Below are 23,241 nucleotides of genomic sequence, written 5' to 3'. Positions count from 1 at the left end.
ACCCGCGTGAAACAGACCGATCGACGTGCCCCCGGTCATGCCAGCTCCTCCCGGATCCTGATCCGGCTGCCGACCAGGCGCGGGTCGCGCTGCTCGATCGCCGGCTCCCGGGTGCGTCGCCAGTCGGTCAGCGCGGTGCGGATGACCACCCGCGCCGGCCGGTCTGGATCAACGTGCCGGAAGATGAACGACGTGGTCACGATGGCGAGCGCGATCTCCCAGGCAGGGAAGAGGTCGACCGTCAACGTGAACAGCCAGTGGATGAACATGTAGAGGGGGACGAGCAGGATGAAGAGCCCGTACTGGGCGTAGGGCAGGTGGACCGGAAGGGTGTAGCCGGGCGGCCCGAGGTAGACCAGGCGGGCCCGGTAGATGTCGTCGTCGGTGCGCAGCCGCATCTGGTGACCGCGCCTATTCGAAGATCAGGTCGATCAGGTAATCGCCGACGAAGAAGAGTGTTGCCGCGCCGGCGATGAAGGCCAGCCCGACGATGGCGATCGCCGAGCTCGTCAGGACCTTGGAAATCTCGCCCCGACTGGCGCGACCGATGAAGATGACGCCCAGGACCGCGAGCAGGATCGGCGCGATCTTGCTGGCGAAGAAGGTGACCACACCGTTGGTGTCGATCCCCTTCGGTGCCGGCTCCGCGAGCGGAGCCGAGGCCAGGGTGGAGAGCGCGTGGGCGACGCCGGACGACGCCGTCTCCATGAGCTCGAAGGCGATCACTGGAACCTCCCCATATCGCGGCCGGCGGAGCCGCGGCGGTGCAGTAGGCAAGCCTGGCGGGAAATCTGCTCACAGGGCGGAGCGATTTCGACCCTGTGTTCGTTACTCACCACGGAGGGTGGCGAGCTTTGGGCGGTTTTTACCCGCTTCGGCCCTCCCTCCAGACTTCGCCATCTCCATGCTGGCCAATTCCAAAGCGTACGGGCCGCCCCGGATTGCGACAAGCCGCGAAGGGACTGCCTGTTGCTGCCCGGACGACCGATCGTACACCTGTTCCAATGCGCACGTCAGGGATGGTCGACCCGGGTGGCCGAGCTCCGTCGTCATGACCGGTACGGTCTAGTCGTGACCGATCTGGTACGGGCTCCGGGCCCGGTGGTGATGGGCGTCCTCAACGTCACGCCGGACTCCTTCTCCGACGGCGGACGGTACGCCGACCTCGACGCGGCCGTCGGACACGGCGTCCGTCTGCGCGAGGCCGGGGCGGACCTGGTCGACATCGGCGGCGAGTCGACCCGCCCGGGCGCCGACCGGGTCGACGCGGCGACCGAGGCCGAACGCGTACTGCCGGTCATCCGCGAGCTGAGCGCCGCCGGGGTGCCGGTCAGCATCGACACCAGCCGCGCGCGGGTGGCCGAGGCGGCGCTGGACGCCGGCGCCGTGGTGGTCAACGACGTCTCCGGCGGACTGGCCGACCCCGACATGGCCCGCGTCGTGCGGGACGCCGGCTGCCCCTGGGTCCTCATGCACTGGCGTGGCCACTCCCGGCAGATGCGTGACCTGGCCAGCTACACCGATGTGGTGACCGACGTACGCGTGGAGCTCGGGCAGCGCGTCGACGCGGCGCTGGCCGCCGGGGTGGCCGCCGACCGCATCGTCGTCGACCCCGGCCTCGGTTTCGCCAAGACGGCCGCCCACAACTGGGAACTCAGCGCGCGCCTACCGGAGCTGCTGGACCTCGGATACCCGCTGCTCTTCGGCGCCAGCCGCAAGTCCTACCTCGGTCGCCTGCTCGCCGCCGCCGACGGCACACCGCGGCCAACCGCCCAACGCGAGGCCGCCACCGTGGCCACCAGCGTGCTGGCCGTCGCGGCCGGTGCGTGGGGCGTACGCGTGCACGACGTGCGGGCCACCGCGGACGCGCTTGCCGTCTGGACCGCCACCGGCCGGCCGCGCCTCACGCCCGTCCGTCCCGACGGCCGGCCGGTCGGCCGTGCGGAGGCCATCCGATGAATGACCGGATCCAGCTGACCGGCCTGCGGGCCCACGGCCGGCACGGGGTGTACGACTTCGAGCGGGAGCAGGGGCAGGATTTCGTGGTCGACGCCGTCCTCGAACTGGACCTCGGCCCGGCCGCCGCCAGCGACGACGTCACCGCCACGGTCCACTACGGCGAACTGGCCGAGCGGCTGGTGGCGGTGGTGACCGGAGAACCGGTCAACCTGATCGAGACCCTGGCCGACCGGCTGCTCACGGTCTGTCTGGCCGACGAGCGGGTCGTCACCGCGACGGTCACCGTGCACAAGCCGGAGGCGCCGGTGCCGCACACGTTCACCGACGTGGCCGTCACGATGACCCGGACGCGTACCCGATGACCCGGGCCGTGCTGTCGCTCGGCAGCAACCTCGGCGATCGCCTGGACCACCTCCGGACGGCCGTCGCGACGCTGGGTGACGCCGTGCTGGTGGTCTCCGGGGTGTACGAGACTCCACCGTGGGGAGACGCCAACCAGCCCGCGTACCTCAATGCGGTGGTGCTCGCCCAGGACGGGAGCGCGACCCCGCGCGACTGGCTGGCGCGGGCCCACGACGCGGAGCGCGCGGCCGGTCGGGTCCGTGACCCGGGGCGGCGGTTCGGGCCGCGCACCCTCGACGTGGACGTGATCGCGGTGTGGGGCGACGACGACGAGCCGGTGCTCAGCGACGAGGAGGAGCTGACCCTGCCGCATCCCCGCGCACACCTGCGCGCGTTCGTGCTGCGGCCGTGGATCGACATCCAACCGTACGGGCGGTTGCCCGGCCATGGCTGGCTGACCGACCTGCTCACCTCCGGCCCGGCCGCCGACGACGCGCTGGAACTGCGTCCCCGGCCGGAACTGACGTTAGAGTCGACGACATGACCCAGTGGAGCCGGCCGGCATGAGTCAGGCGAAGTCCCCACCGCCGGGCCCCGACGGGTCGCGGATGGGCCCCACCCGGATCTCGACGCTGGTCGTGGCGGCCCTGGCCGCGGCGGCGGTGGCCTGGCTGCTGATCAGCGCGCTCTACTACAGCGGCATCCCCCGCCTGCCGTGGCTGCCGGTGGTGACGCTGGCCGCGCTCGCGGTCCTGGAGGCGTACGCGGCCGTCAACACGCGCGGCCGCATCGACCGGAAGCCCGGTCGGGATCCGGTCAATCCGCTGCTGGTCGCCCGGTTCGTGGTGCTGGCCAAGGCGTCGGCGCTGGCGGGCTCCATCTTCGCCGGTTTCTACGCCGGGCTCAGCGGGTGGCTCTTCGTGGAGACAACCCGGGCGGCCACCGAGGACCGGCCGGCCGCCGGAGGCGGGTTGCTGGCGTCGCTGGCGCTGGTGGGCGCCGCGTTGTGGTTGGAACGTTCCTGCCGCGTCCCGGAGCGCCCGGACGACGAGCACGAGCAGGACCAGCGCGAGAGCCGCCCCGGCCAGCGCTGAGCAGGGGGTTACGTCCGGCTCCCACCGCGGGTACGGTGCCTCCGATCGGAGAGCAACGGCCGCCCCGGTCCATCCGGGTGCCGGGACGGAAGCGGCCGGCCACTGGGGAGGCGGTGCCATGGGGTACGAAGACACGGGCCGGGAGCGGTCGGTCGACCCCACGCCCGCGGTTCCCGCCGCCGTCCTGGAGAACGTCTTCGACGATCCCACCCACGGCGAGCCGGGCCGCGACCGCGTCGGCGTGCACGTGTTCTGGGAGTTCCTGCTGCTGGCCGGTCTGGCTGCCCTGGGCTGGCTGCTCTGGCGGGCCGACCCGGACGCGCTGCGCGGTGCCGACCTGCGCACGTTGCTGGTCGACGCGGTCGGCCTGGGGCTGCTCGCTCTCGCCGCCGGGCTGAGTCTGCGCACCGCCGCCCCCAACCTGGCCATCGGGCCGGTGGCGGTCGCCGCCGCGCTGCACTACGCGGAGCAGGGTGACCGGGGCCTGGCCGCGTCCGTGGGGTCGGCGGTCGTGGTCGCCGCGGTGGGTGGTCTCGTGCTGGCGCTCGCCGTGGTGGCACTGCAGGTGCCCGCGTGGGCGGCGAGCCTGGCCGGTGCCGCCGGCGTGGTGGTGTACATCGAACGCCGGTCTGCGCCGGTGCTGGTGCAGGGGGACTACGACCCGAGGCGGACGGCCGGCTACCTCTTCGCCGGGTTCGCCGCCGTCGCGGTCCTCGGCGGTCTGTTCGGCGCGATCCGCGCGATCCGCCGGTTGGTGGGCCGGTACCGGCCGGTTGCCGATCCGGCCCGGCGCCGGGGCGCGCTGGCCGCCGTGGTCACCGCGCTGGCGCTCGTCGGCTCCACCGTGCTGGCCGCGCTCGCCGGGGTCCTGCTCGCCGCCAACCCTCCCGGCGTCGTCACGCCCACTTCCGGGCTGGACTGGACCGTGCTGGCCATCGGTGTGTCCCTGCTCGGCGGCACCAGCGCGTACGGCCGGCGCGGCGGCGTGTTCGGCACGGTGCTGGCGGTCGGCCTGGTCACCGTCTTCGAGGCGTACGCGCCGGAGCGCGACTGGTCGGTGAGCCGCTGGGCGGTGGGCGGGGTGGCGCTCGGTGTCGGGCTGTTGGCGACCCGACTGGTCGAGACGTTCGGGCGGCCCCGGCCGGGTGTGGTGGAGAAGCCGGAGCCCGTCGGCGACGGCACGATCAGCTCGGGTTGGAGCGTGCCCCGGCCCCAGTCGGCCGACAACTGGCCGCCGACCCTGCCGACGCCGCCCGCGCCGGAACCGGCCGACCCGTGGCGGGATCCCCGCTGGGAGGACGGCCCGCGGCGCTGGGATGTCGGCGACCGGTGAGCCGTGTGGCGTCCGCCGAGCCGGCGGTGATCTCGACCGTTAGGCTCGCCGCATGACCGACACACCACCCGCCGCGCCCGGCGGAACCTCGTTCGAGGAACTCGACGCGCTGTCCACGGAGGAGTTGCGGGAGCGGGCGTTCGCCCTGGCCCGGGAGCGCCGCGACGTGGGCTTCTACTGGTCGGTGCTGCGCCATCTGCCGAACGCGGACGAGGCCACGGTGCTGGACGGCGCGCCGAACTCGATCGGCCCGACCATCGACGAGGCGAACGCGTTGTGGCGGGAGTTGACCGGGCACGGCTACGAGGAGTCGGCACCGCTGCTGCGGGCCGCCTTCATCGACTATCTGTTGAAGCACTGAGCCGCCCGACGCAGCCCAGGTCCGCCCGGTCGGCCGGCAGGGGCCCTGGGCGGATCATGGGATTGGTCCGTACGGGCCCGGTCAGCGGCTACGGGACGGCCGCCGGCACCGGCGCGCTCGCCGTACTGCTGCTGGTCGGCATCTGTGGCAGCCCGGCGTACACCGGTTGGGCCGCCGCGACGCTTACCGACCCGACCTCGGCGGGCGGCTTTTACCTGCGCCTGCTCGCCTGGCCGGCCTGGCGACTGGACGCGGACGGGCAGGCCGGCGGCCTGTTCGCCGCCGACCTGCGGGCCGTCGCGCTGGTGCTCCTGGCGGTGGCGCTGCTCTACCTGCTGCCCGCCGCGCAGGTGGCCCGGGTACCCGGGCCGGTCAGCCAGTTCTTCTCCGGCTGGGCCGCGTACGTGTTGGCCGGCGGGCTCGCCGCCGTGCTGGCGGCGCTCCTCGGCCCGGACCCGTCGCTGCTGAAGGCGCTGCGGGATGCGAGCAGCGGCGCCGGCTACGGCTTCCTCACCGGCTGGATCATCGGCACCGCGAGCCTCGGCGGCCGGGCCTAGCCGCCAGCCCAGCAGACCGGACCGCCAGCCGGCCAGCCCAGCGGACCGGACCGCCAGCCGGCCAGCCCAGCGGACCGGGCCCAGCCGCCACGGCGAGCGGACTCAGCCAGGGGCCGCGTGGGCCGGCCGCTAGCGACCCGGGTCGAGCAGGCTCTGGCGGCTGAGCGCGCCCACCGGGCGGCCGTCGTCGGTCACCAGGAGGCGGTCCTGTCCCGACGTCAGCAGTGCCGCCAGGGCGTCGTACGCCGTGCCGTCGAGCCCCACGGTGGGCAGGTCGGCGGGGGCGTCGCCGGGCACGGGCGCCAGGGAATCCCGGTCGAGCGGGGTGACCGCCAACCGGCGGATGCCCCGGTCGGCGCCGACGAACTCCCGGACGAACGCGGTGGCGGGGGCGCCGAGCAGCGCGGCCGGCGTGTCGTACTGCTCGAGATGCCCGCCCTCGGACAGCACCGCGATCCGGTCGCCGAGCCGGACGGCCTCGTCGAGGTCGTGGGTGACCAGGACGATCGTCTTGCGGACCTCGGCCTGCAGGCGAAGGAACTCCTCCTGCAGGCGGGCCCGGACGATCGGGTCCACGGCCGAGAACGGCTCGTCCATCAGCAGCACCACCGGGTCGGCGGCGAGCGCGCGGGCCACGCCGACCCGCTGCCGCTGACCGCCCGACAGCTCGTGCGGATAGCGGCGGCCGAACTGGTTCGGGTCCAGTCCCACCAGGTCGAGCAGCTCGTCCACCCGGGCGCGGGTCCGCTGGCGGGACCAGCCGAGCAGGCCCGGGACGGTGGCCACGTTGGCCCGGACCGTCTGGTGGGGGAAGAGGCCGACGTTCTGGATCACGTAGCCGATCCGGCGGCGTAGCCGCACCGGGTCGGCGTCCGTGACGTCCTCGTCACCGAGCATGATCCGACCGGCCGTCGGCTCGATCAAGCGGTTGATCATGCGGAGTACGGTCGACTTGCCGCAGCCCGACGGGCCGATCAGCACCACCAACTCACCGGCCCGGACGTCCAGGCTCAGCTCCTTAACGGCCTCGGTGCCGTTCGGGTAGCGCTTCTGGATGCCCTGCAGGGAGATCGACGCCGCGCGAGGGGATTCGGCTGCGCCGGGGGCCTCCGGGGTAACGTCCACGTATGTCCTTCCGCCTGAGCTACCGGGCCGACCCGGGTAACCCCTGGTTCTCCTGGCAGTACGTGCGGGACAACTCTGACACGATCCTCGCCGCCGTGCGCGAACACGCCTCCCTCACCGGGCGCGCGGTGCTGATCGCGGTGCTCATCGCCCTGCCGTTGTCCGTGCTCGCGTACTGGTTCCGCCCGTTGGCCGGCCCGATCCTCGGCGTCACCGGAGTGATCTACACCATTCCGTCGCTGGCGTTGTTCGCCTTCATCGCGCCGTACCTGGGTACCGGCGCCACCACCGTACTGGTCGGGCTGGTCCTGTACGCGCTGCTGCTGATCGTCCGCAACGTGGTGGCGGGGCTCAACCAGGTGCCGCCGGAGGTCGGCGAGGCCGCCGAGGGCATGGGCTACGGCCGGTGGCGGCGGCTGTTCCGGATCGACCTTCCGCTGGCCATCCCCGGCATCCTGACCGGGCTGCGGCTGGCCACCGTGTCGACCGTCGCGCTGGTCACGGTCGGGGTGCTGGTCGGGCACGGCGGCCTCGGGCAACTGATCTTCGCGGGCTTCCAGAACAACCTCTACAAGGCCGAGATCATGACCGGGACGGTGCTCTGCGTGGCGCTGGCGGTGCTGCTGGACCTGCTGCTGGTGCTCGTCGGCCGGCTGGTCACCCCCTGGGCCGCCCGGGGCGTCCGGTGAGCGCCGCCGCGAACCCCCTGCAGCAGGGGGTGCTCTGGCTCAACGACCCGCTGAACTGGACCAACCCCGGCGGCATCCTGGAGCGCCTCGGCGAGCACCTGACGATCTCCGCCCTGGCGGTGGCGCTCGGCTGCCTGGTGGCCTGGCCGGTCGGGCTCTGGCTCGGGCACGCCGGTCGGGGCGGCGGCCTGGTGGTGCTCGTGTCCAACGCCACGCTGGCCATCCCCACCCTGGCGCTGCTGACCATCCTGCCGCTGACGTTCCTCGGTTTCGGGCGTACGCCGGTGGTGGTGGCGCTCGCCGTCTTCGCCGTACCGCCGCTGTTGGCCAACGCCTACACCGGCGTACGCCAGGTGGACCCGGAGGCGCGCGACGCGGCCCGGGGGATGGGCCTGTCCGGCGGGCAGTTGCTGCGGCGGGTGGAGCTGCCGTTGGCGGTGCCGTACCTGGCCGCCGGCTTCCGGACGGCGGCCGTGCAGGTCATCGCCACGGCGGCGCTGGCCTCGTTCGTCAACGGCGGCGGGCTCGGCGAGATCATCCGTACCGGGTTCGGTCTGAGCATCGCCGTCGGCGGTGGGCAGATCGTGGCCGGCGGTGTGCTGGTGGCCGGGCTGGCGTTGCTGGCCGAGCTGCTGCTCGGGATCGTCGAACGCATGGTCACCCCGCGTCCGCTGCGCCGGGGCCGGCGGCGCGCGGGCCGTCCGCGACCCGCCGACGCCACCGGCCGCGCCTGACAGGTCACCGGGCGTGCTCCGTCCGGGTGAGTGGACGCCGAAGCGGCGACCAGCGGCGGGCCGGTCGGTGACGATGCGGTGACGAAGCCCATCCCGAGTTGTCGGTCGGCCGTGGACCATGTTGGGTGGGAATTGCGGGCGACCAACATCCAGGATCGCCCGTCGGACACGCGGCCGGCCCGGGACGGGTCGCGCCGGGACACGGAAGGCGGGCGGCACATATGCGCGCACGTACACGTCTCGCGATCGGCGCCGTCGGCGTCGTGGCCGGGGCAGCACTTCTCACCGGGTGTGGCGACGCCGGCTCGTCCGGCACCGACGCTCCCCAGACCAGCGCCTCGGGCGCCGGGTGCGCACCGGTCGCCGGCAAGCAGCTCATCGCGCTGACCGACGACAAGAAGCTCCAGAACTCCGACAACGTCCTCCCGGCGATCAACAGCAAGGTGGCCAACCCACAGCTGATCGCCGCGCTCGACAAGGTCTCCGCGACGCTCGACACGCCGAAGCTGGTCCAGCTCAACAAGGCGGTCGACGTCGACCGCAAGACCCCCAAGGTCGCGGCCGAGGAGTTCGCCAGCGCCAACAACCTCACCGCGGGCATCGCCAAGGGCCCGGGTGGCGAGATCGTGGTCGGCGCCGCGAACTTCAGCGAGAGCCAGATCCTGGGCGAGCTGTACCGCATCGCGCTCACCGGCGCCGGCTACCAGGTCAAGGTGCAGCAGATCGGCAACCGGGAGCTGTACGAGCCGGCGTTGGAGAAGGGCGAGGTCCAGGTCGTCCCGGAGTACGCGTCGACGATGGCCGAGTTCCTCAACACCAAGGCCAACGGCCAGAACCCCCCGCCCGTCTCCTCGCCCGACATCAACACCACGGTGACGGCGCTCAAGGCCGAGGGCGACAAGGTGGGCATCACCTTCGGTGCCCCGGCCGCCGCGCAGGACCAGAACGCCTTCGCGGTGACCCAGGAGTTCGCCGACAAGTACGGCGTACGGACCCTCTCCGAGCTGGCCGCGAAGTGCTCCGGCAGCGCCACCGTGCTGGGCGGCCCGCCGGAGTGCCAGCAGCGGCCGTTCTGCAAGCCGGGCCTGGAGAAGACCTACGGCCTCTCGGTGGGTTCGTTCTCCTCCCTGGACCAGGGTGGACCGCTGACCAAGAACGGTCTGCGTGAGGGCAAGATCAGTGTGGGCCTGGTCTTCTCCTCGGACAGTGCGTTCGCCACGAGCTGACGCTCTGCTACGGCGTGTGACGGACGCCCCCGCCCCGCAGGGGCGGGGGCGTCCGTCCGTCCGGGAACCGTTCCCTCCGGTGCGGATCGTCGGTAGGCTGCACTCCCATGCCAGCCCCGGTCACCTCCGACGCCCGGCGTCAACCGCTTCTGCTGACCGTGCTCTTCTGGGGCGGCGTGGCGCTGGCGCCCGTCGCGGCGTTGATTCTCCTGGTGGCTGACGGTAACGGTCCGCTGCGTCTCGCGGCGGTGCTCGCCATCGTGGCGGTGGTCCTGATCGGCCTCTCCATCGCGCTGCGCCCCGACGGGGACGGCACATCGGCGCGGGCCGACGAGCTGCTGGAGGAGATCGAGGAGTTGCGCCGGGAGTTGCGCGCCGAGATCGTGGCCGCCGCGCAGCGCGGTAACCAGGCGCTCGACCAGGCGCAGCGCGCCCAGGAGGGGATCGCCGCGGTCCGTCGCCGCCTCGACGCCACCGGTGCGGCCCTCGCTGGCGCCGCCCCGGCCGCCGAGCCGGCGGCGGCCAGCCGGGCCCGCGTGCCGTCCGTCGAGCCGGTGGACGACACCCCACCCGCCCGCAGCCGGGTACCGGTCCCCGGCGACACCCCGGCCGCCCGGGTGCGGGTACCGGCTCCGGGCGAGGCCGCCGGTCGGATTCCGGCCCCGGCCACGGACGAGGACGCCCCTCGGGTGCGGGTGCCGGCACCGGACGAGGCGGCCGGTCGGTGGGGACGCGACGACCGTGCCGACGACGAACCGGCGTACCGCCACCGCGCCGCGGATGCTCCCGAGCCCACCGCCGGCAGCGTGTACGGCGCCACTGCGCGCCCGCCGGAGCACGACCGGGCGCGGGAGTACAACCCGCCGCGCGAGTACGACCGCCCGCGTGAGCGCGACCGCCCGGAGTCGACGCACCGGCCGGTCGGCGTGGTCCGGCACACCGAGACCGTGCACGTCACGACCCGGCACACCGTCGTCGACGGCGGTCCCGCCGAGTCGGGTGGGCGCTACGGCGCCGGGTACGGCGGCCAGTGGACCCCGCCGGCCCAGGAATGGACCCGGGGCGGCGGCGCCCAGGGGCGTGCCCGTTCCTGGGACGACGCGCAGGAGCCCCGGTCCGAGTACGCCGACGACGACCGCGAGCGCCGCGCCGACGACCGGTCCTGGGGTACGCAGCACGCCTCTCGGGGGGAGTCGGCCCCGGTGGGCCCCCGCGACGGTTTGGGATGGGGCGGGCCCGATCGTGGCGACGAGGTGCCCCGCAGGACGGCTCGCGCCGACGAGCCGGAGTGGACCGACCAGCGCGACGCCTACGCGCCGGCCGACGAGTCCGCGTGGGACGGTCGTTCGCAGCGCCGTGGCTGGTCGGAGCAGGCCGAGCCGGAGCGCGCCGGCGCCCCGCAGCCCGGTCCCGCCCTGCGCGCGGACGACACCGGCGAGTACTGGTCCCAGCTTCGGGCCGGCGACCGGTGGGCGGCTGTCCGCGACGACGACAACGGCCGTGAGCTGCACGTCGGGGAACGCCGGGCCGAGGTGCACGCCGACGCCACGGGCACCGAGTACCGGATGGCGGACCGTTGGGCGTCCGTCCGCCACGAGGACGCCCGCCGCCACGAGGATCCGCGCCGCCACGAGGATCCGCGCCGGCACGAGGATCCGCGCCGGCAGGAGGACGCCCGCCGCCACGAGGATCCGCGCCGGCAGGACGAACCTCGGCCGGCGTTGCCGGTCGGTGGCGTGGCCGTACCGGACGAGTGGCGTCCGCCGCGTCAGCGCGGCCACGAGCCGGAACCCGCCCCCGAGCGGGGTGGCCGCCGCCGGGTCGAGGAACGGTACGGCTACCCGCCGCAGGACGACGCGCCCCGTGCCGGCGGCGCCCCGATCACCGACCGCTGGCGCTGATCCCGGTCACTTGTCGATGTCGCCGACCACGAAGAACATCGAGCCGAGGATGGCGATCAGGTCCGGTACGAGGCAGCCGGGCAGCAGGGTGGCCAACGCCTGCACGTTCGCGTAAGACGCGGTGCGCAACTTCAACCGCCACGGCGTCTTCTCACCCCGCGACACCAGGTAGTAGCCGTTGATGCCGAGCGGGTTCTCCGTCCAGGCGTACGTGTGGCCCTCCGGCGCCTTGAGCACCTTCGGCAGGCGGGTGTTGATCGGCCCGGTGAGCCGGTCCACCCGGTCCAGGCACTGCTCGGCGAGGTCCAGCGACGCGTACACCTGGTCGAGCAGCACCTCGAAGCGGGCGTGGCAGTCCCCGGCGGTCTTGGTGACCACCGGGACGTCCAGCTCGTCGTACGCCAGGTAGGGGTCGTCGCGGCGCAGGTCCAGGTCGAGGCCGGAGGCGCGGGCCACGGGCCCGGACGCGCCGAACGCGGCGGCGTCGGCGGCGGACAGCACGCCCACTCCGACGGTACGGGCCAGGAAGATCTCGTTGCGCCGGATCAGGTGGTCCAGGTCGGGCAGCCGTCCGCGTACCTCGCCGATGGCCGCACGGGCTCGTCCCGTCCAGCCGTACGGAACCTCTTCCTTGAGGCCGCCCACCCGGTTGAACATGTAGTGGATCCGGCCCCCGGAGACCTCCTCCATCACCGCCTGGATGGTCTCCCGTTCCCGGAACGCGTAGAAGACCGGTGTGATCGCGCCGATCTCCAGCGGGTACGAGCCGAGGAACATCAGGTGGTTGAGCACCCGGTTCAGCTCGGCGAGGGCCATCCGCAGCCAGGTGGCCCGCTCGGGCACCTCCATGCCCATCAGGCGTTCCACGGCGAGCACCACGCCCAGCTCGTTGGAGAACGCCGACAGCCAGTCGTGCCGGTTGGCCAACACGATGATCTGCCGGTAGTCGCGTACCTCGAAGAGCTTCTCCGCACCCCGGTGCATGTAGCCGACGATCGGTTCGCAGGCGACCACCCGTTCGCCGTCGAGCACGAGCTTCAGTCGCAGCACGCCGTGCGTCGACGGGTGCTGCGGGCCGATGTTGAGCACCATGTCGGTGCCGAGCTGCTGACCGCCGGTGCCGGCGACCAGCCCGGCCCCGGTGCCGACGGTCAGTTCACGGAGGTCCCCGGCGTCGGTGCTCATGCCCGTCATCGTGCCACGGCCGTCGGTAGCCCGATGCCGACCGGTTGGCGCAGCCACCAGTGCCCGCCGAGCCCGGCCGGGTCGGTCAGCTCGGCCACCGCCGACGCCGCGGCCAGCGCCCGCACGTAGCCGGCCGGGTCGGTGCCGGCCAGGCTGAGCGGCGGTCGACCGCCGTCGGCCCCGAGCGCCCGCAGCGCCTCGGTCTGCAAGCTCAGGGAGTACGCGCACCGGGCGACCGCTGCGCCGGCGGAGGCGACCGAGTCCATGGCCACGTGCGCGGTGACATCGCTCGACGCGTCCGGCACCGGAGGCACCTGCCGCCCACCCCGGTAACCCGTCAACGTCCCATCCACCGGCCGCCCCTCCCGCAGGTGCCCATAGTCGACCGCCACCGCCAACCCGCGCCTGATCCTGCCCACCGCGTACCCCCAGGCTTCGTCGCGTGGTCTGCCGATTTCTGCGCGGTGGTCGGTGTGTGGGGTTTCCGGGCAGCCCGGCCAGCTCCGGGCGGTCAGGCTTGATCCCTGCGCCGGCCGGGCTGCCCCGAAGCCCGACCGGCTTCCGCTCGTCGCGTCCGTCGAGGCCGGACCACCGGTCACGTCACGGTCCGCACCGCGAGGGCTCGCCGGACTGGGCCACCAGGTGGTCAGCCAATCAAGATCAGCAGTGCTGACCGGCCCACCAACCGTCTCCACCCCGGTTGACGGTTCGACCAGCACATACCGCCAGCCACCGTCGGCGTGCACCGCGAGGTCGAGCGGCACGTTGTCCAGCCACTCGGTCGCCAGCAACAGTCCGGTGATGCCGTCGGGGATCTCGGTGGTCCAGTGGATCTCCTTGGGCAGGTTCTCCGGGCGGCTGGCGTACTCGACTGCGGTGAAGCGGATCCGTTCCGCGAGCGACCGACGACCGGCGACCCACGACGGCCCATCGGGTGACCGACGGACGGCGGCCGCAGGAGTCAGGGTTTCCGGGGAGCCCGCCCACGCAGGGATCAAGCCTGACCGCCCGGAGTGGGCGGGCTCCCCGGAAACCCCGACCGCGCCCCCGGCGGAGTGGGCGGGCTCCCCGGAAGCCCCGGTGGCGTCTTCGGACGCGAGAAGGCGGCGCAGGGCTAGTAGCAGCTCCCCGCGCCCAGCCCCGACGTCGACCACGTCCAGCCGTGGTGGATGGCCGAGGGCGGAGTCGACCTGCGCGAGGAGGCGCAGCAGCGCGGTGGCGAAGGCGGGGGAGGCGTGCACGCTGGTCCGGAAGTGGTCGGCCGGTCCGGTGCCGGCCACGAAGAAGCCGTCCGGCCCGTAGAGGGCCTGGCTCATCGCGTCCCGCCACGGGATCGGCATCAGCGAGTGCGGAGTGCGGAGGGCGTCACCGTGCCGACCCTACGGCCACCGGTCCGGTGCCGGCTTGCGATCCCCGTCGCGCGGCCGTGCGGGTTCACGCCCGGAAGTAGTGCCCCTCGTCGAGGTCGGCGATCAGCCCGGGGTGGGTCGGGGTCCAGCCCAGCAGGTCGCGGGTGACGGTGGACGAGGTCGGGTTGTCCATCTGCGCGAATCGCTCCAGGAAGCCGAAGTACTCGCCCGCCTCGTCGGCGTCGATGCTCCGGACCGGGATGTCGAGGTTGCGGCCGATCGTCTCGGCGAGCTGCCGGAAGGAGACTCCTTCATCGGCGGTGCCGTGCAGGCGTGCGCCGGCCGGCGCCTTCTCCAGGGCGAGTCGGTACAACACGGCCGCGTCCAGCGTGTGCACGGCCGGCCACCGGTTGGCCCCGTCGCCGACGTACGCGGCGTACCCGTGCTGCCGGGCGCTCGCGATGATGGCGGCGATGAAGCCGTACCGGTCGAGTGAGCTGTGCACCGTGGGCGCGAGGCGGACGACGCAGGAGCGCACTCCACGGGAGGCGAGGCCGACCACGAAGTTCTCCGCGTCGATCCGGTAGCCGCCGCCCGGGAAGGTGTCCCGCTCGGTGCCGGGGCGACCGACGATGCCGCCCATCACCAGCATGGCGGTGCCACTCGTGCCGACCAGGGGCTTGCCGGAGTCGGCCAGGCTGTCGGCGAGTGCGGTGAGGGCGTCCAGGTCGACCGAGGCCGCGCCGGCGAGGTCGCCGTTGAGCATGAGGTCGTGGCGGAACGCCAGGTGGATCACTCCGTCGGAGGCGGCCGCCTCGTCGCGGAGCACGTCGAGGTCGGACAGGTCGCCCCGGCGGGCCTCGCCGCCGAGCTTCTCGATGGCGGCGGCGGAGGTGTCCGAGCGGGCCAGGCCGACGACGTGGTGCCCGGCGGAGAGCAGTTCCGGTACGACCGCCGAGCCGAGGTGGCCGGAGGCGCCGGTGACGAATACGCGCATGGTGGGTCCTTCGTGAGTGCCGATGTCACATTGCGACATCACCGTACCGCGCCTGATGTCATCGTGCGACATCGCCAAGCGCAGCAATGTCGCAATGTGACATCGGATACCATCGGGGCATGGCTCGCTGGCAACCCGACGCCCGTGGCCGCCTGGAGGCGGCCGCCTTCGAGCTGTTCCGGGAGCGCGGCTTCGACCAGACCACCGTCGCCGACATCGCCGAGCGGGCCGGTCTCGACAAGCGCACCTTCTACCGACTCTTCGGCGACAAACGCGAAGCCCTGTTCAGCGGCAGCCGGCACCTGGAAGAGGTGCTGGTCAAGGCGGTGGCAGAGCTGGACGCCGGACCCTTCGACGCGGTGGTGGCGGCCTTCGGTCGGGTGGCCGAGGAGGTCTTCGCCGACCGCCTGGAACTCGTCCGGGCCCGACAGGCCATCATCGAGAGCAGTCCGGAGCTCCGGGAGCGCGAACTGCGCAAGACGGATTCGCTGGTTGCCGCGGTCACCGCCGCCCTCCGCGCCAAGGGCTTCGCCGAGACCACGGCCACCCTGGCCACCGTGTCGGGTGCCACGGTCTTCCGGGTCGCGTACGCCCGCTGGATCGCGCCCGGCAGCGACGCCTCGCTCAGCGACCTGATCGCCGAGGTGGCCGCCGAACTGCGTGCGATCACGTCACCCTCGGGCTCGGTTCAACAGATCGTGGACGGTTTCCGTTAGCCGCTAACGGAACTGCCCACGATCTGCCCGCCGTGCCGGAGTGGTGAAGGTTTTCACACATGCTTGTCCCGGTTCGGCGAGCCGGGCGCATACTTGCGATCGACCGGTACCCCTTCTCGAGGACTGGATCGTCGTCATGAGCGCACCGTTGCGCCCGCGTCCGGCCGCCCCCCACGGGCCTGCCGGGTCGTGGGATCGCGCCGACACCGGCGTCCGCGCCACCTCCCGCCCACTCACCGTCGGTGTCGTCGGCGCGGGCCGCGTCGGGGCCGTGCTGGGCGCGGCGCTCGCCGCCGCCGGGCATCACGTGGCCGCCGTCGCCGGTGAATCCGGGGCCAGTCGCGCCCGCCTCGCGCTGCTGCTGCCCGACGTGCCCCGCCGCCCGGTCACCTCCGTCGCCCGCGTCGCCGCCGACCTGCTGCTGATCGCCGTGCCGGACGACGCGCTGGCCGAGGTGGTCGCCGATCTCGCCCAGCGTGGCGCCCTGCGCCCGGGTCAGGTGGTCGCGCACACCTCCGGCGCGCACGGTCTGGCCGTGCTGGCGCCGGCCGCCGCGCTCGGCGTCCGGCCGCTGGCCCTGCACCCCGCCATGACCTTTACCGGTACGCCGGACGACCTGGCCCGCCTCGACGGAATCTCGTACGGGGTCACGGCCCCGGCCGACCTGCGCCCGCTGGCCGCCCGGCTCGTCACCGACCTGGGCGGCGTCCCCGAGTGGGTGGCCGAGGCGGACCGCCCGCTGTACCACGCCGCGCTCGCGCACGGTGCGAACCACCTGGTGACCCTGGTGAACGAGGCGACCGACCGGCTGCGTGACGCCGGGGTGGCCCGTCCGGAGAAGGTGCTCGCTCCGCTGCTGCGGGCCGCTCTGGAGAACGCGCTACGCCTCGGCGACGACGCGCTGACCGGTCCGGTCTCCCGGGGCGACGCGGGCACGGTCGAGCGGCACCTGGCCCGGCTGACCGCCACCGCGCCGGAGTCGGTCCCCGCCTACCTGGCGCTGGCCCGGCGTACGGCCGACCGGGCGATCGCCGCCGGCCGGCTACGACCGGTGGACGCGCAGTCGCTGCTCGGGGTGCTCGCCGGGACGGATCGGGAGGTGGCGGCATGACGCAGGTGGTGCACACCCGTGCCGAGCTGGACGAGGCCCGGGGCGCGCTGAAGGGCACCGTCGGCGTGGTGATGACCATGGGTGCCCTGCACGAGGGGCACGAGACGCTGCTGCGCGCGGCCCGGGAACAGGCCGACCACGTCCTGGTGACGATCTTCGTGAACCCGTTGCAGTTCGGGCCGAACGAGGACTTCGACCGCTATCCGCGCACCCTCGACGCCGACCTGGAGGTGTGCCGGCGGGCCGGCGCCGACCTGGTCTTCGCTCCGTCGGTGGCCGACATGTATCCGGACGGCCAGCCCCGGGTACGGCTGGACCCGGGGCAGCTCGGCGCCGAGTTGGAGGGCGCGAGCCGTCCCGGCTTCTTCCACGGTGTCCTCACGGTGGTCCTGAAGCTGCTCCAGCTCACGCGCCCCCACCTGGCGTTCTTCGGCGAGAAGGACTACCAGCAGCTCACCCTGGTCCGGCGGATGACCCGGGACCTGGACGTCCCGGTCGAGGTGATCGGCGTACCGACGGTCCGGGAGCCGGACGGGTTGGCGCTGTCCAGTCGCAACCGCTACCTGAGCGAGCCCGAGCGCGCGGCGGCGCTGAGCCTGTCCGCCGCGCTGCGGGCGGGGGCCCGGGCCGCCGACGACGGCCTGGACGCGGGCGAGGTGCTGACCGCCGCGCACGCCGCGTTCGGCGCCGGTACGCCCGGGGCCCAGCTCGACTACCTGGTGCTCACCGATCCCGAGCTGGAGCCCGGGCCGGTGTCCGGGCCGGCCCGCCTGGTGATCGCCGCCTGGGTGGGCACCACCCGGTTGATCGACAACGCGGCGATCCGGCTCGCTCCTCGTCCCTGACCTCGTCCGTACCCCCACCACCACCTTTGCGAAAGGCCAGTCCGATGCTGCGGACCATGCTCAAGTCGAAGATCCACCGCGCCACGGTGACCCAGGCCGACCTGCACTACGTCGGTTCGGTGACGGTGGACGAGGACCTGCTCGACGCCGCCGACCTGCTTCCCGGCGAGCAGGTCGCGATCGTGGACATCACTAACGGCGCCCGACTGGAGACGTACGTCATCCCGGGTGCGCGGGGCAGCGGCGTGATCGGCATCAACGGTGCTGCCGCGCACCTCGTACACCCCGGTGACCTGGTCATCCTGATCTCGTACGCGCAGATGGACGACGCCGAGGCCCGGTCGTACCGGCCGCGGGTGGTGCACGTGGACGCCGACAACCGGGTGGTCGAGCTGGGCACCGATCCGGCGACGGCAGCGCCGGGCACGGCCGGTGACCCGGTACCCAACCCGCTCGCGCTGTCCGGAGTCTGATCTCGCGCGCGGAGATTCCGGTCTGTCACCGGAAGGTCATTTCCGGTTACCCTGGGCACGCTGGCGGAAGCCGGTAGGTGGCTGGGGGAGGCCGCGATGCGCCGTGCCATGACGACCCTGTTCGCCACTGCCGTCACGGCAGTGTTGCTGGTGGGCTGTGCCACCTCCGGTGGGCTCGACGGCGACCTGACCGACGACTGGGCCGCGTTGCCGCCCGCCACGGCCTTCACGCCGGCCGCCGGGGTGTGCCAGGCCGCCGACTTCGTCGAGGTGGTCACGCTGGCCGCGTACCAGCCGATCGACTGCGCCGGCCCGCACCGGGTGGAGACCGTGCACGTGGGGGCGTTCCCCACTGAACGGCCCGCCGCGCCGGCCACCGGCTCGGTGGAGTTGCGCGGCGCGTTCGCCGAGTGCGACACCCGGGCCTCTGCGTACGTGGGCGACGACTGGCGGGCCGGGCGACTGCGGCTGTCGGTGGCGCTGCCCTCCGGGCCGGGTTGGACGGCCGGCGCCCGCTGGTACCGGTGCGACCTCACCGAGTTGACCACGGTCGAGACGGCGGCCACGGTGGTGGTTCGCTCGGGCAGCCTGCGGAACGCGTTGAAGGGGGCCAGCGGGCTGCGGTTGGGCTGTCAGCAGACCCGCGCCGGGGCGGGACGCGGTGTGCAGACGCTGGTCCCGGTGGAGTGCGCCGGCCGGCACGACGCCGAGTTCGTCGGGGTGTGGCGCGCGCCGGACAAGCCGTACCCGGCCAAGAACGCCGACTGGGCGCCCCTCTACGACGGCTGTCGCAGCGTGCTCGGCCGCTACGTGGGTGTGCCGGACGACTCCGACCTGCGGTTCCGCAGCGGGGTCGTGGTGCGCCCGCCCGGCGCGGGGCGCTGGCGTGTCGGTGACCGGGGGGTCCGCTGTTACCTGTGGTTGAGCGACCGTACGGTCACCGCGTCGTTGAAGGGCGCCGGCCCGGCCGGCCTGCCGGTGCGGACGAAGTGAGCGGCTCGGCGCGGTCCCGATCGGACGGGGTTGCCCAAACCACTCGTTGAGCCCCCGCCGCCCCGGGCGAGGATCGTTCGGGTTGACTGGTGGGATGGACCTTCCGACCGTCGACCTGCCGGCCCTGCCCAGACTGCTGGCCGCGCCCGAGCCCGGCTGGGTGGAGACCACCGACGTGATCGTGGTCGGGTCCGGGGTGGCGGGGCTGACCGCCGCGCTGCACCTGCGGGAGGCGGGCCTGCACGTCACCGTCGTCACCAAGGTCAACATCGATGACGGCTCGACCCGGTGGGCGCAGGGCGGCATCGCGGCGGTGCTCGACCCGGCGGACACGCCGGCGGCGCACGCGCGGGACACCGAGATCGCCGGTGTGGGGCTCTGCGACCCGGCGGCCGTACGGGTCCTCGTCGAGGAGGGGCCGACCCGGCTGCGGGAGCTGATGCGGATCGGCGCCGAGTTCGACCGCCATCCGGACGGCTCGTTGATGTTGACCCGCGAGGGTGGGCACCGGGCGGACCGGATCGTGCACGCGGGCGGCGACGCGACGGGCGCGGAGGTGCAGCGGGCCCTGCACGCCGCGGTGCAACGCGACCCGTGGATCCGGCTGGTCGAGCACGCCCTCGTGCTGGATCTGCTGCGCGCGCCCGGTGACGGCCCGGACGGCCTCGGCCCGGCCTGCGGGATCACCCTGCACGTGCTCGGTGAGGGCAGCGAGGACGGCGTGGGCGCGTTGCTGGCCCGGGCGGTGGTGCTGGCCACCGGCGGGATGGGGCAGGTCTTCGCGGCCACCACCAACCCGGCGGTCTCCACGGGCGACGGGGTGGCGCTGGCGCTGCGGGCCGGCGCGGCGGTGACCGACGTCGAGTTCGTGCAGTTCCATCCGACCGCGCTGATCACCCCCTCCGGCGGCGGGGTGCCCGGCGCGGGGCACGCGCAGCAGCCGCTCGTCAGCGAGGCGCTGCGCGGCGAGGGCGCGTACCTGGTGGACGGCGACGGCAAGCGGTTCATGGTGGGCCAGCACGAGCTGGCCGAGCTGGCCCCCCGGGACGTGGTGGCCAAGGGCATCCACCGGGTGCTGCTGGCCAGCCGCGCGGACCATGTCTTCCTCGACGCCCGGCACCTGGGCGGCGACTTCCTGGCCGCGCGCTTCCCGACGATCGTGGCGTCCTGCCTGGCGATCGGCGTGGACCCGGCCGCCGACCTCATCCCGGTCGCTCCGGCCGCCCACTACGCCTCCGGCGGGGTCCGCACCGACCTGCGGGGCCGCACGTCGATCCCCGGTCTGTACGCCTGCGGCGAGGTCGCCTGCACGGGCGTGCACGGCGCGAACCGGTTGGCCAGCAACTCGCTGCTGGAGGGGCTGGTGTTCTCCCGGCGGATCGCTGACGACATCGCGGCCGGCCTGCCCGAGCAGGCCCAGCCGGCGGACGTCGGCGCGTGGCGCGGGGGTGCGGGCTGGGTGGTGCCGGCCGAGGCGACGCCGACCCTGCAGCGGGCGATGACGCGTGGCGCCGGGGTGCTGCGCTCGGCCGCGACACTGGCCGGGACGGCTGCGACGCTCACGGAGCTGGGCGCGGCGCGGGGTCGACCCCGGACCGCCGACTGGGAGGCGACGAACCTGCTCACGGTGGCGTCGACGCTGGTCACGGCGGCGTACGCGCGCGCCGAGACGCGAGGGTGCCACTGGCGGGAGGACTTCCCGACGGCCGACGAGCGGTGGCGGGGCCACCTCGTCGGGTCGGTCGGGGCGCAGGGCGCGGTGACGCAGCAGTGGGAGGAAAATTCATGATCGAGTCGACTCGGGTGGCGTTGCGGACGGCCGGACTGGACCCGGACCAGGTACGTCGGGTGGTCGAGACCGCACTGGTCGAGGATCTGGGGCCGGATTTCCTGGACGTGACCAGCGTGGCGACCATCCCGGCCGAGCAGACCGACACCGCCGACCTGGTGGCCCGCGCCGACGGTGTGGTGGCCGGGCTGGCGGTGGCCGCCGCCGTGTTCGAGCTGGTGGGCGAGGTGACGGGCTTCGGTCGTACCGTCGAGGTGTCGATGTCGGCCCGCGACGGCGAGCGGGTGGCCCGCGGCGACGTGCTGGCGACGGTGGCCGGCCCGACCCGGTTGCTGCTGACGGCCGAGCGGACGGCGCTGAACCTGCTCTGCCGGATGTCCGGGGTGGCCACCCACACCCGGGCCTGGGCGGACGCGCTGGCCGGCACGAAGGCGATGGTGCTGGACACCCGCAAGACGACGCCGGGCCTACGGGCGCTGGAGAAGTACGCGGTGCGGGCCGGCGGCGGCACCAACAAGCGGATGGGCCTCTACGACGTGGCCATGATCAAGGACAACCACAAGCTGGCGGCCGGGGGCATCACGGCGGCGTACCGGCGGGTCCGGGAGTCGTTCCCGGAGGTGCCGGTGCAGGTCGAGGTGACCACCGTCGCCGAGGCCGTGGAGGCGGTGGAGGCGGGGGCCGACTTCCTGCTCTGCGACAACATGACTCCGGAGTTGCTGGCCGAGGCGGTGGCCGCGGTGGGCGACCGGGCGGAGCTGGAGGCCACCGGCGGGCTGACCCTGGAGGTGGCGGCCCGCTACGCGGCCACCGGCGTCGACTTCCTCTCGGTGGGCGCGTTGACCCACTCGTCGCCGATCCTGGACATCGCGATGGACCTGCGCACCGAGTAGTTGTCTAGGCTGCGACAGTGCTGCTCTGCATCGACATCGGAAACACCAACACCGTGCTGGCGACCTTCGACGGCGACAAGCTGGTGCACTCCTGGCGGATCAAGACCGACGCCCGCTCGACGGCGGACGAGCTGGGCCTGATGTTCCGGGGCCTGCTCGCCGGGGACAACGTCGAGATCACCGGCGTGGCCGCCTGCTCCACGGTGCCGGCGGCGCTGCGCTCGCTGCGGACCATGCTCGGCCGCTACTACGCCGACCTGCCGAGCGTGATCGTCGAGCCGGGCGTGCGGACCGGGGTGCAGTTGGCGATCGACAACCCGAAGGAGGTGGGCGCCGACCGGGTGGTGAACACGCTTGCGGCGTTCACCCTCTACGGCGGGCCGTCGATCGTTGTGGACTTCGGCACCACCACCAACTTCGACGTGATCAGCGGCCGGGGCGAGTTCCTGGGCGGGGCGTTCGCCCCGGGCATCGAGATCTCCTTCGACGCGCTGGCCGCCCGTGCTGCCCAGCTCCGCAAGGTCGAGGCCACCAAGCCCCGCTCGGTGATCGGCAAGAACACCGTGGAGTGCCTCCAGTCCGGCCTGTACTTCGGCTTCGCCGGTCAGGTGGACCGGATCGTCGAGCGGATGACCGAGGAGTTGGGCGAGGTGCGGGCGGTGATCGCCACCGGCGGCCTCGCCTCCCTGGTGATGAACGAATGTCGCAGCCTCACCCACCACGAGCCGATGATCACGCTGATCGGCCTGCGGATGGTCTACGAGCGCAACCTCTGACCGGTCAGCGGCGTCGGGCGCGCAGCACCAACGTCCGGTACGGCAGCTCGACGGTTTCCCGGCCGGCCAGGGCGGGGTGGCTGTCCAGCAGGTCGGCCAGCTCGCGCGCGACCCGCCGCTGATCGTCGGCCGAGGCGGTGAGCCAGTACGAACGGGTGCGGATCATGCCCAGCACCTCGTCGGGGGTGAGGACCGTGCGGTGCCCGAACTCGCGCGCCTCGACGGCCGTGAACCCGTTTCCGAAGTCGGTGTTGTGCTGGACCAGCTCGGCCGACTTGTCGTCGAGGTGGGCGATCCTGCCCAGCTCCGCCACCCATTCGACGCTGTCGTCCCGGATGTTCCAGATGGGGGCGAAGAGGCCGCCGGGGCGCAGCACCCGGGCGATCTCGGCGTGCGCGGGCTCCCGGTCGAACCAGTGGTACGCCGTCCCCACCAGCACCGCGTCCGCCACGCCGTCGGGCAGCGGCACGGCCTCCGCGCTGCCCGCCAGCGCCGTCGTGCCCGGCGTGGAGACCGCGAGTTGCGTCCGCATCCCCGGATCAGGCTCCACGGGTACGACGTGGAAGCCCAGAGCCTGCACGGCGCGCGTCAGGATGCCGGTGCCGGCCCCCAGGTCGACAACCTGCCCGCCCTCGCCCAGGCCGTCGAGGGCCCACCGGAGCGCCGCGGCGGGATAGGTGGGTCGGAACCGGTCGTAATCGCTCGCCGCGGCACCGAAGGAGAGGGCGTGAGTGGGATCGACCATGACGGGCAGTATCCGGTAACGGCCCCCGGAGCGCTTGAGTACGCTCGG

26 protein-coding genes are annotated in these 23,241 nt (G+C 73.3%); 19 read left to right on the top strand and 7 right to left on the bottom strand.

What is annotated here, in order from left to right:
• Window positions 1–35: 35 nt before the first annotated feature.
• Window positions 36–398, bottom strand: a complete 363-nt coding sequence (locus ACIBTX_RS12915) for a hypothetical protein (RefSeq protein ID WP_204942430.1) — start codon at window positions 396–398, stop codon at window positions 36–38.
• Between the two features lie 13 nt (window positions 399–411).
• Complete coding sequence (locus ACIBTX_RS12910; RefSeq protein WP_053654780.1) at window positions 412–726, bottom strand: hypothetical protein; 315 nt, start codon at window positions 724–726, stop codon at window positions 412–414.
• 345 nt (window positions 727–1,071) lie between these two features.
• On the opposite strand from ACIBTX_RS12910, the gene folP reads away from it, so the two are divergent.
• The 7 genes from folP (at window position 1,072) to ACIBTX_RS12875 (ending at window position 5,646) form a co-directional block, all read left to right on the top strand.
• A complete protein-coding gene (folP, locus tag ACIBTX_RS12905; RefSeq protein WP_357132774.1) occupies window positions 1,072–1,959 on the top strand; it encodes a dihydropteroate synthase in 888 nt (295 codons plus the stop codon).
• On the top strand, window positions 1,956–2,321 hold the full coding sequence (folB, locus tag ACIBTX_RS12900) for a dihydroneopterin aldolase (protein ID WP_357132772.1): 366 nt from the start codon (window positions 1,956–1,958) through the stop codon (window positions 2,319–2,321). Before folP ends, folB begins: the two co-directional genes overlap by 4 nt.
• Window positions 2,318–2,845, top strand: coding sequence for a 2-amino-4-hydroxy-6-hydroxymethyldihydropteridine diphosphokinase (folK, locus tag ACIBTX_RS12895; RefSeq protein WP_357132770.1), 528 nt, complete (start codon window positions 2,318–2,320; stop codon window positions 2,843–2,845). Before folB ends, folK begins: the two co-directional genes overlap by 4 nt.
• A 19-nt stretch (window positions 2,846–2,864) precedes the next feature.
• The gene (locus tag ACIBTX_RS12890) at window positions 2,865–3,395 is read left to right on the top strand and encodes a DUF3180 domain-containing protein (RefSeq protein ID WP_357172610.1); all 531 of its coding nucleotides are present in this window, start codon (window positions 2,865–2,867) and stop codon (window positions 3,393–3,395) included.
• Window positions 3,396–3,513: 118 nt separating this feature from the next.
• Entirely contained in the window at window positions 3,514–4,728 is a 1,215-nt protein-coding gene (locus ACIBTX_RS12885; RefSeq protein WP_357172607.1) for an ABC transporter permease, read from the top strand.
• A gap of 52 nt (window positions 4,729–4,780) precedes the next feature.
• Window positions 4,781–5,089 (top strand): hypothetical protein, encoded by a 309-nt coding sequence (locus ACIBTX_RS12880; protein WP_357132764.1) that lies wholly within the window; start codon window positions 4,781–4,783, stop codon window positions 5,087–5,089.
• 56 nt (window positions 5,090–5,145) lie between these two features.
• Window positions 5,146–5,646, top strand: coding sequence for a hypothetical protein (locus ACIBTX_RS12875; protein WP_396832476.1), 501 nt, complete (start codon window positions 5,146–5,148; stop codon window positions 5,644–5,646).
• Between the two features lie 129 nt (window positions 5,647–5,775).
• On the opposite strand, the gene ACIBTX_RS12870 is transcribed toward ACIBTX_RS12875, so the two are convergent.
• Complete coding sequence (locus tag ACIBTX_RS12870; protein ID WP_396832475.1) at window positions 5,776–6,771, bottom strand: ABC transporter ATP-binding protein; 996 nt, start codon at window positions 6,769–6,771, stop codon at window positions 5,776–5,778.
• 2 nt (window positions 6,772–6,773) lie between these two features.
• Between ACIBTX_RS12870 and ACIBTX_RS12865 the strand changes: the two genes are divergently transcribed.
• From ACIBTX_RS12865 to ACIBTX_RS12850, 4 genes are all read left to right on the top strand, one after another.
• Window positions 6,774–7,460: an ABC transporter permease gene (locus ACIBTX_RS12865; protein WP_357132758.1), complete on the top strand. Its 687-nt coding sequence runs from the start codon at window positions 6,774–6,776 to the stop codon at window positions 7,458–7,460.
• The gene (locus ACIBTX_RS12860; protein ID WP_357132756.1) at window positions 7,457–8,194 is read left to right on the top strand and encodes an ABC transporter permease; all 738 of its coding nucleotides are present in this window, start codon (window positions 7,457–7,459) and stop codon (window positions 8,192–8,194) included. Before ACIBTX_RS12865 ends, ACIBTX_RS12860 begins: the two co-directional genes overlap by 4 nt.
• 221 nt (window positions 8,195–8,415) lie before the next feature.
• Complete coding sequence (locus ACIBTX_RS12855) at window positions 8,416–9,420, top strand: glycine betaine ABC transporter substrate-binding protein (RefSeq protein WP_357132754.1); 1,005 nt, start codon at window positions 8,416–8,418, stop codon at window positions 9,418–9,420.
• Window positions 9,421–9,527: 107 nt separating this feature from the next.
• Entirely contained in the window at window positions 9,528–11,321 is a 1,794-nt protein-coding gene (locus ACIBTX_RS12850) for a hypothetical protein (RefSeq protein ID WP_396832474.1), read from the top strand.
• Between the two features lie 6 nt (window positions 11,322–11,327).
• Here the strand turns inward: ACIBTX_RS12850 and ACIBTX_RS12845 are convergent, their stop codons facing one another.
• The 3 genes from ACIBTX_RS12845 to ACIBTX_RS12835 form a co-directional block, all read right to left on the bottom strand.
• Window positions 11,328–12,515, bottom strand: a complete 1,188-nt coding sequence (locus ACIBTX_RS12845; RefSeq protein ID WP_357172599.1) for an NADH-quinone oxidoreductase subunit D — start codon at window positions 12,513–12,515, stop codon at window positions 11,328–11,330.
• Window positions 12,512–13,846 carry an SAM-dependent methyltransferase gene (locus tag ACIBTX_RS12840; protein WP_396832473.1) on the bottom strand — a complete coding sequence of 445 codons (1,335 nt, stop codon included), beginning with the start codon at window positions 13,844–13,846 and terminating at the stop codon, window positions 12,512–12,514. Before ACIBTX_RS12840 ends, ACIBTX_RS12845 begins: the two co-directional genes overlap by 4 nt.
• Before the next feature lie 94 nt (window positions 13,847–13,940).
• On the bottom strand, window positions 13,941–14,852 hold the full coding sequence (locus tag ACIBTX_RS12835; protein ID WP_396832472.1) for an SDR family oxidoreductase: 912 nt from the start codon (window positions 14,850–14,852) through the stop codon (window positions 13,941–13,943).
• Between the two features lie 119 nt (window positions 14,853–14,971).
• On the opposite strand from ACIBTX_RS12835, the gene ACIBTX_RS12830 reads away from it, so the two are divergent.
• From ACIBTX_RS12830 to ACIBTX_RS12795, 8 genes are all read left to right on the top strand, one after another.
• A complete protein-coding gene (locus tag ACIBTX_RS12830; RefSeq protein ID WP_357128622.1) occupies window positions 14,972–15,568 on the top strand; it encodes a TetR family transcriptional regulator in 597 nt (198 codons plus the stop codon).
• Between the two features lie 136 nt (window positions 15,569–15,704).
• On the top strand, window positions 15,705–16,679 hold the full coding sequence (locus tag ACIBTX_RS12825) for a Rossmann-like and DUF2520 domain-containing protein (RefSeq protein WP_396832471.1): 975 nt from the start codon (window positions 15,705–15,707) through the stop codon (window positions 16,677–16,679).
• A complete protein-coding gene (panC, locus tag ACIBTX_RS12820) occupies window positions 16,676–17,524 on the top strand; it encodes a pantoate--beta-alanine ligase (RefSeq protein WP_396832470.1) in 849 nt (282 codons plus the stop codon). Before ACIBTX_RS12825 ends, panC begins: the two co-directional genes overlap by 4 nt.
• Before the next feature lie 44 nt (window positions 17,525–17,568).
• Window positions 17,569–17,997 (top strand): aspartate 1-decarboxylase, encoded by a 429-nt coding sequence (gene panD / locus ACIBTX_RS12815; protein WP_357172582.1) that lies wholly within the window; start codon window positions 17,569–17,571, stop codon window positions 17,995–17,997.
• A gap of 96 nt (window positions 17,998–18,093) precedes the next feature.
• Complete coding sequence (locus tag ACIBTX_RS12810) at window positions 18,094–18,990, top strand: septum formation family protein (protein WP_357128633.1); 897 nt, start codon at window positions 18,094–18,096, stop codon at window positions 18,988–18,990.
• 94 nt (window positions 18,991–19,084) lie between these two features.
• Window positions 19,085–20,779 (top strand): L-aspartate oxidase, encoded by a 1,695-nt coding sequence (locus ACIBTX_RS12805; RefSeq protein WP_396832469.1) that lies wholly within the window; start codon window positions 19,085–19,087, stop codon window positions 20,777–20,779.
• Window positions 20,776–21,672 (top strand): carboxylating nicotinate-nucleotide diphosphorylase, encoded by an 897-nt coding sequence (gene nadC / locus ACIBTX_RS12800; RefSeq protein WP_357128639.1) that lies wholly within the window; start codon window positions 20,776–20,778, stop codon window positions 21,670–21,672. The genes ACIBTX_RS12805 and nadC overlap by 4 nt, the downstream gene beginning before the upstream one ends.
• A gap of 17 nt (window positions 21,673–21,689) precedes the next feature.
• On the top strand, window positions 21,690–22,448 hold the full coding sequence (locus ACIBTX_RS12795) for a type III pantothenate kinase (protein WP_357128642.1): 759 nt from the start codon (window positions 21,690–21,692) through the stop codon (window positions 22,446–22,448).
• Between the two features lie 4 nt (window positions 22,449–22,452).
• Here the strand turns inward: ACIBTX_RS12795 and ACIBTX_RS12790 are convergent, their stop codons facing one another.
• Window positions 22,453–23,193, bottom strand: coding sequence for a class I SAM-dependent methyltransferase (locus ACIBTX_RS12790; RefSeq protein WP_357128645.1), 741 nt, complete (start codon window positions 23,191–23,193; stop codon window positions 22,453–22,455).
• Between the last annotated feature and the right edge of the window lie 48 nt (window positions 23,194–23,241).

This window comes from Micromonospora sp. NPDC049359 (genome assembly GCF_044466585.1).
GTDB lineage: Bacteria > Actinomycetota > Actinomycetes > Mycobacteriales > Micromonosporaceae > Micromonospora.
Note: the sequence above shows the minus strand (reverse complement) of the source record. Positions and strands in the feature narration are given on the sequence as shown.

What these genes read in the sequence shown, in the direction of transcription:
- ACIBTX_RS12915 (WP_204942430.1), bottom strand. Translation starts at nt 398, where the DNA reads ATGCGGCTGCGCACCGACGACGACATCTACCGGGCCCGCCTGGTCTAC.
- folB (WP_357132772.1), top strand. Translation starts at nt 1,956, where the DNA reads ATGAATGACCGGATCCAGCTGACCGGCCTGCGGGCCCACGGCCGGCAC.
- folK (WP_357132770.1), top strand. Translation starts at nt 2,318, where the DNA reads ATGACCCGGGCCGTGCTGTCGCTCGGCAGCAACCTCGGCGATCGCCTG.
- ACIBTX_RS12890 (WP_357172610.1), top strand. Translation starts at nt 2,865, where the DNA reads ATGAGTCAGGCGAAGTCCCCACCGCCGGGCCCCGACGGGTCGCGGATG.
- ACIBTX_RS12885 (WP_357172607.1), top strand. Translation starts at nt 3,514, where the DNA reads ATGGGGTACGAAGACACGGGCCGGGAGCGGTCGGTCGACCCCACGCCC.
- ACIBTX_RS12880 (WP_357132764.1), top strand. Translation starts at nt 4,781, where the DNA reads ATGACCGACACACCACCCGCCGCGCCCGGCGGAACCTCGTTCGAGGAA.
- ACIBTX_RS12875 (WP_396832476.1), top strand. Translation starts at nt 5,146, where the DNA reads ATGGGATTGGTCCGTACGGGCCCGGTCAGCGGCTACGGGACGGCCGCC.
- ACIBTX_RS12865 (WP_357132758.1), top strand. Translation starts at nt 6,774, where the DNA reads ATGTCCTTCCGCCTGAGCTACCGGGCCGACCCGGGTAACCCCTGGTTC.
- ACIBTX_RS12855 (WP_357132754.1), top strand. Translation starts at nt 8,416, where the DNA reads ATGCGCGCACGTACACGTCTCGCGATCGGCGCCGTCGGCGTCGTGGCC.
- ACIBTX_RS12850 (WP_396832474.1), top strand. Translation starts at nt 9,528, where the DNA reads ATGCCAGCCCCGGTCACCTCCGACGCCCGGCGTCAACCGCTTCTGCTG.
- ACIBTX_RS12845 (WP_357172599.1), bottom strand. Translation starts at nt 12,515, where the DNA reads ATGACGGGCATGAGCACCGACGCCGGGGACCTCCGTGAACTGACCGTC.
- ACIBTX_RS12840 (WP_396832473.1), bottom strand. Translation starts at nt 13,846, where the DNA reads ATGCCGATCCCGTGGCGGGACGCGATGAGCCAGGCCCTCTACGGGCCG.
- ACIBTX_RS12835 (WP_396832472.1), bottom strand. Translation starts at nt 14,852, where the DNA reads ATGCGCGTATTCGTCACCGGCGCCTCCGGCCACCTCGGCTCGGCGGTC.
- ACIBTX_RS12830 (WP_357128622.1), top strand. Translation starts at nt 14,972, where the DNA reads ATGGCTCGCTGGCAACCCGACGCCCGTGGCCGCCTGGAGGCGGCCGCC.
- ACIBTX_RS12825 (WP_396832471.1), top strand. Translation starts at nt 15,705, where the DNA reads ATGAGCGCACCGTTGCGCCCGCGTCCGGCCGCCCCCCACGGGCCTGCC.
- panC (WP_396832470.1), top strand. Translation starts at nt 16,676, where the DNA reads ATGACGCAGGTGGTGCACACCCGTGCCGAGCTGGACGAGGCCCGGGGC.
- panD (WP_357172582.1), top strand. Translation starts at nt 17,569, where the DNA reads ATGCTGCGGACCATGCTCAAGTCGAAGATCCACCGCGCCACGGTGACC.
- ACIBTX_RS12810 (WP_357128633.1), top strand. Translation starts at nt 18,094, where the DNA reads ATGCGCCGTGCCATGACGACCCTGTTCGCCACTGCCGTCACGGCAGTG.
- ACIBTX_RS12805 (WP_396832469.1), top strand. Translation starts at nt 19,085, where the DNA reads ATGGACCTTCCGACCGTCGACCTGCCGGCCCTGCCCAGACTGCTGGCC.
- nadC (WP_357128639.1), top strand. Translation starts at nt 20,776, where the DNA reads ATGATCGAGTCGACTCGGGTGGCGTTGCGGACGGCCGGACTGGACCCG.
- ACIBTX_RS12790 (WP_357128645.1), bottom strand. Translation starts at nt 23,193, where the DNA reads ATGGTCGATCCCACTCACGCCCTCTCCTTCGGTGCCGCGGCGAGCGAT.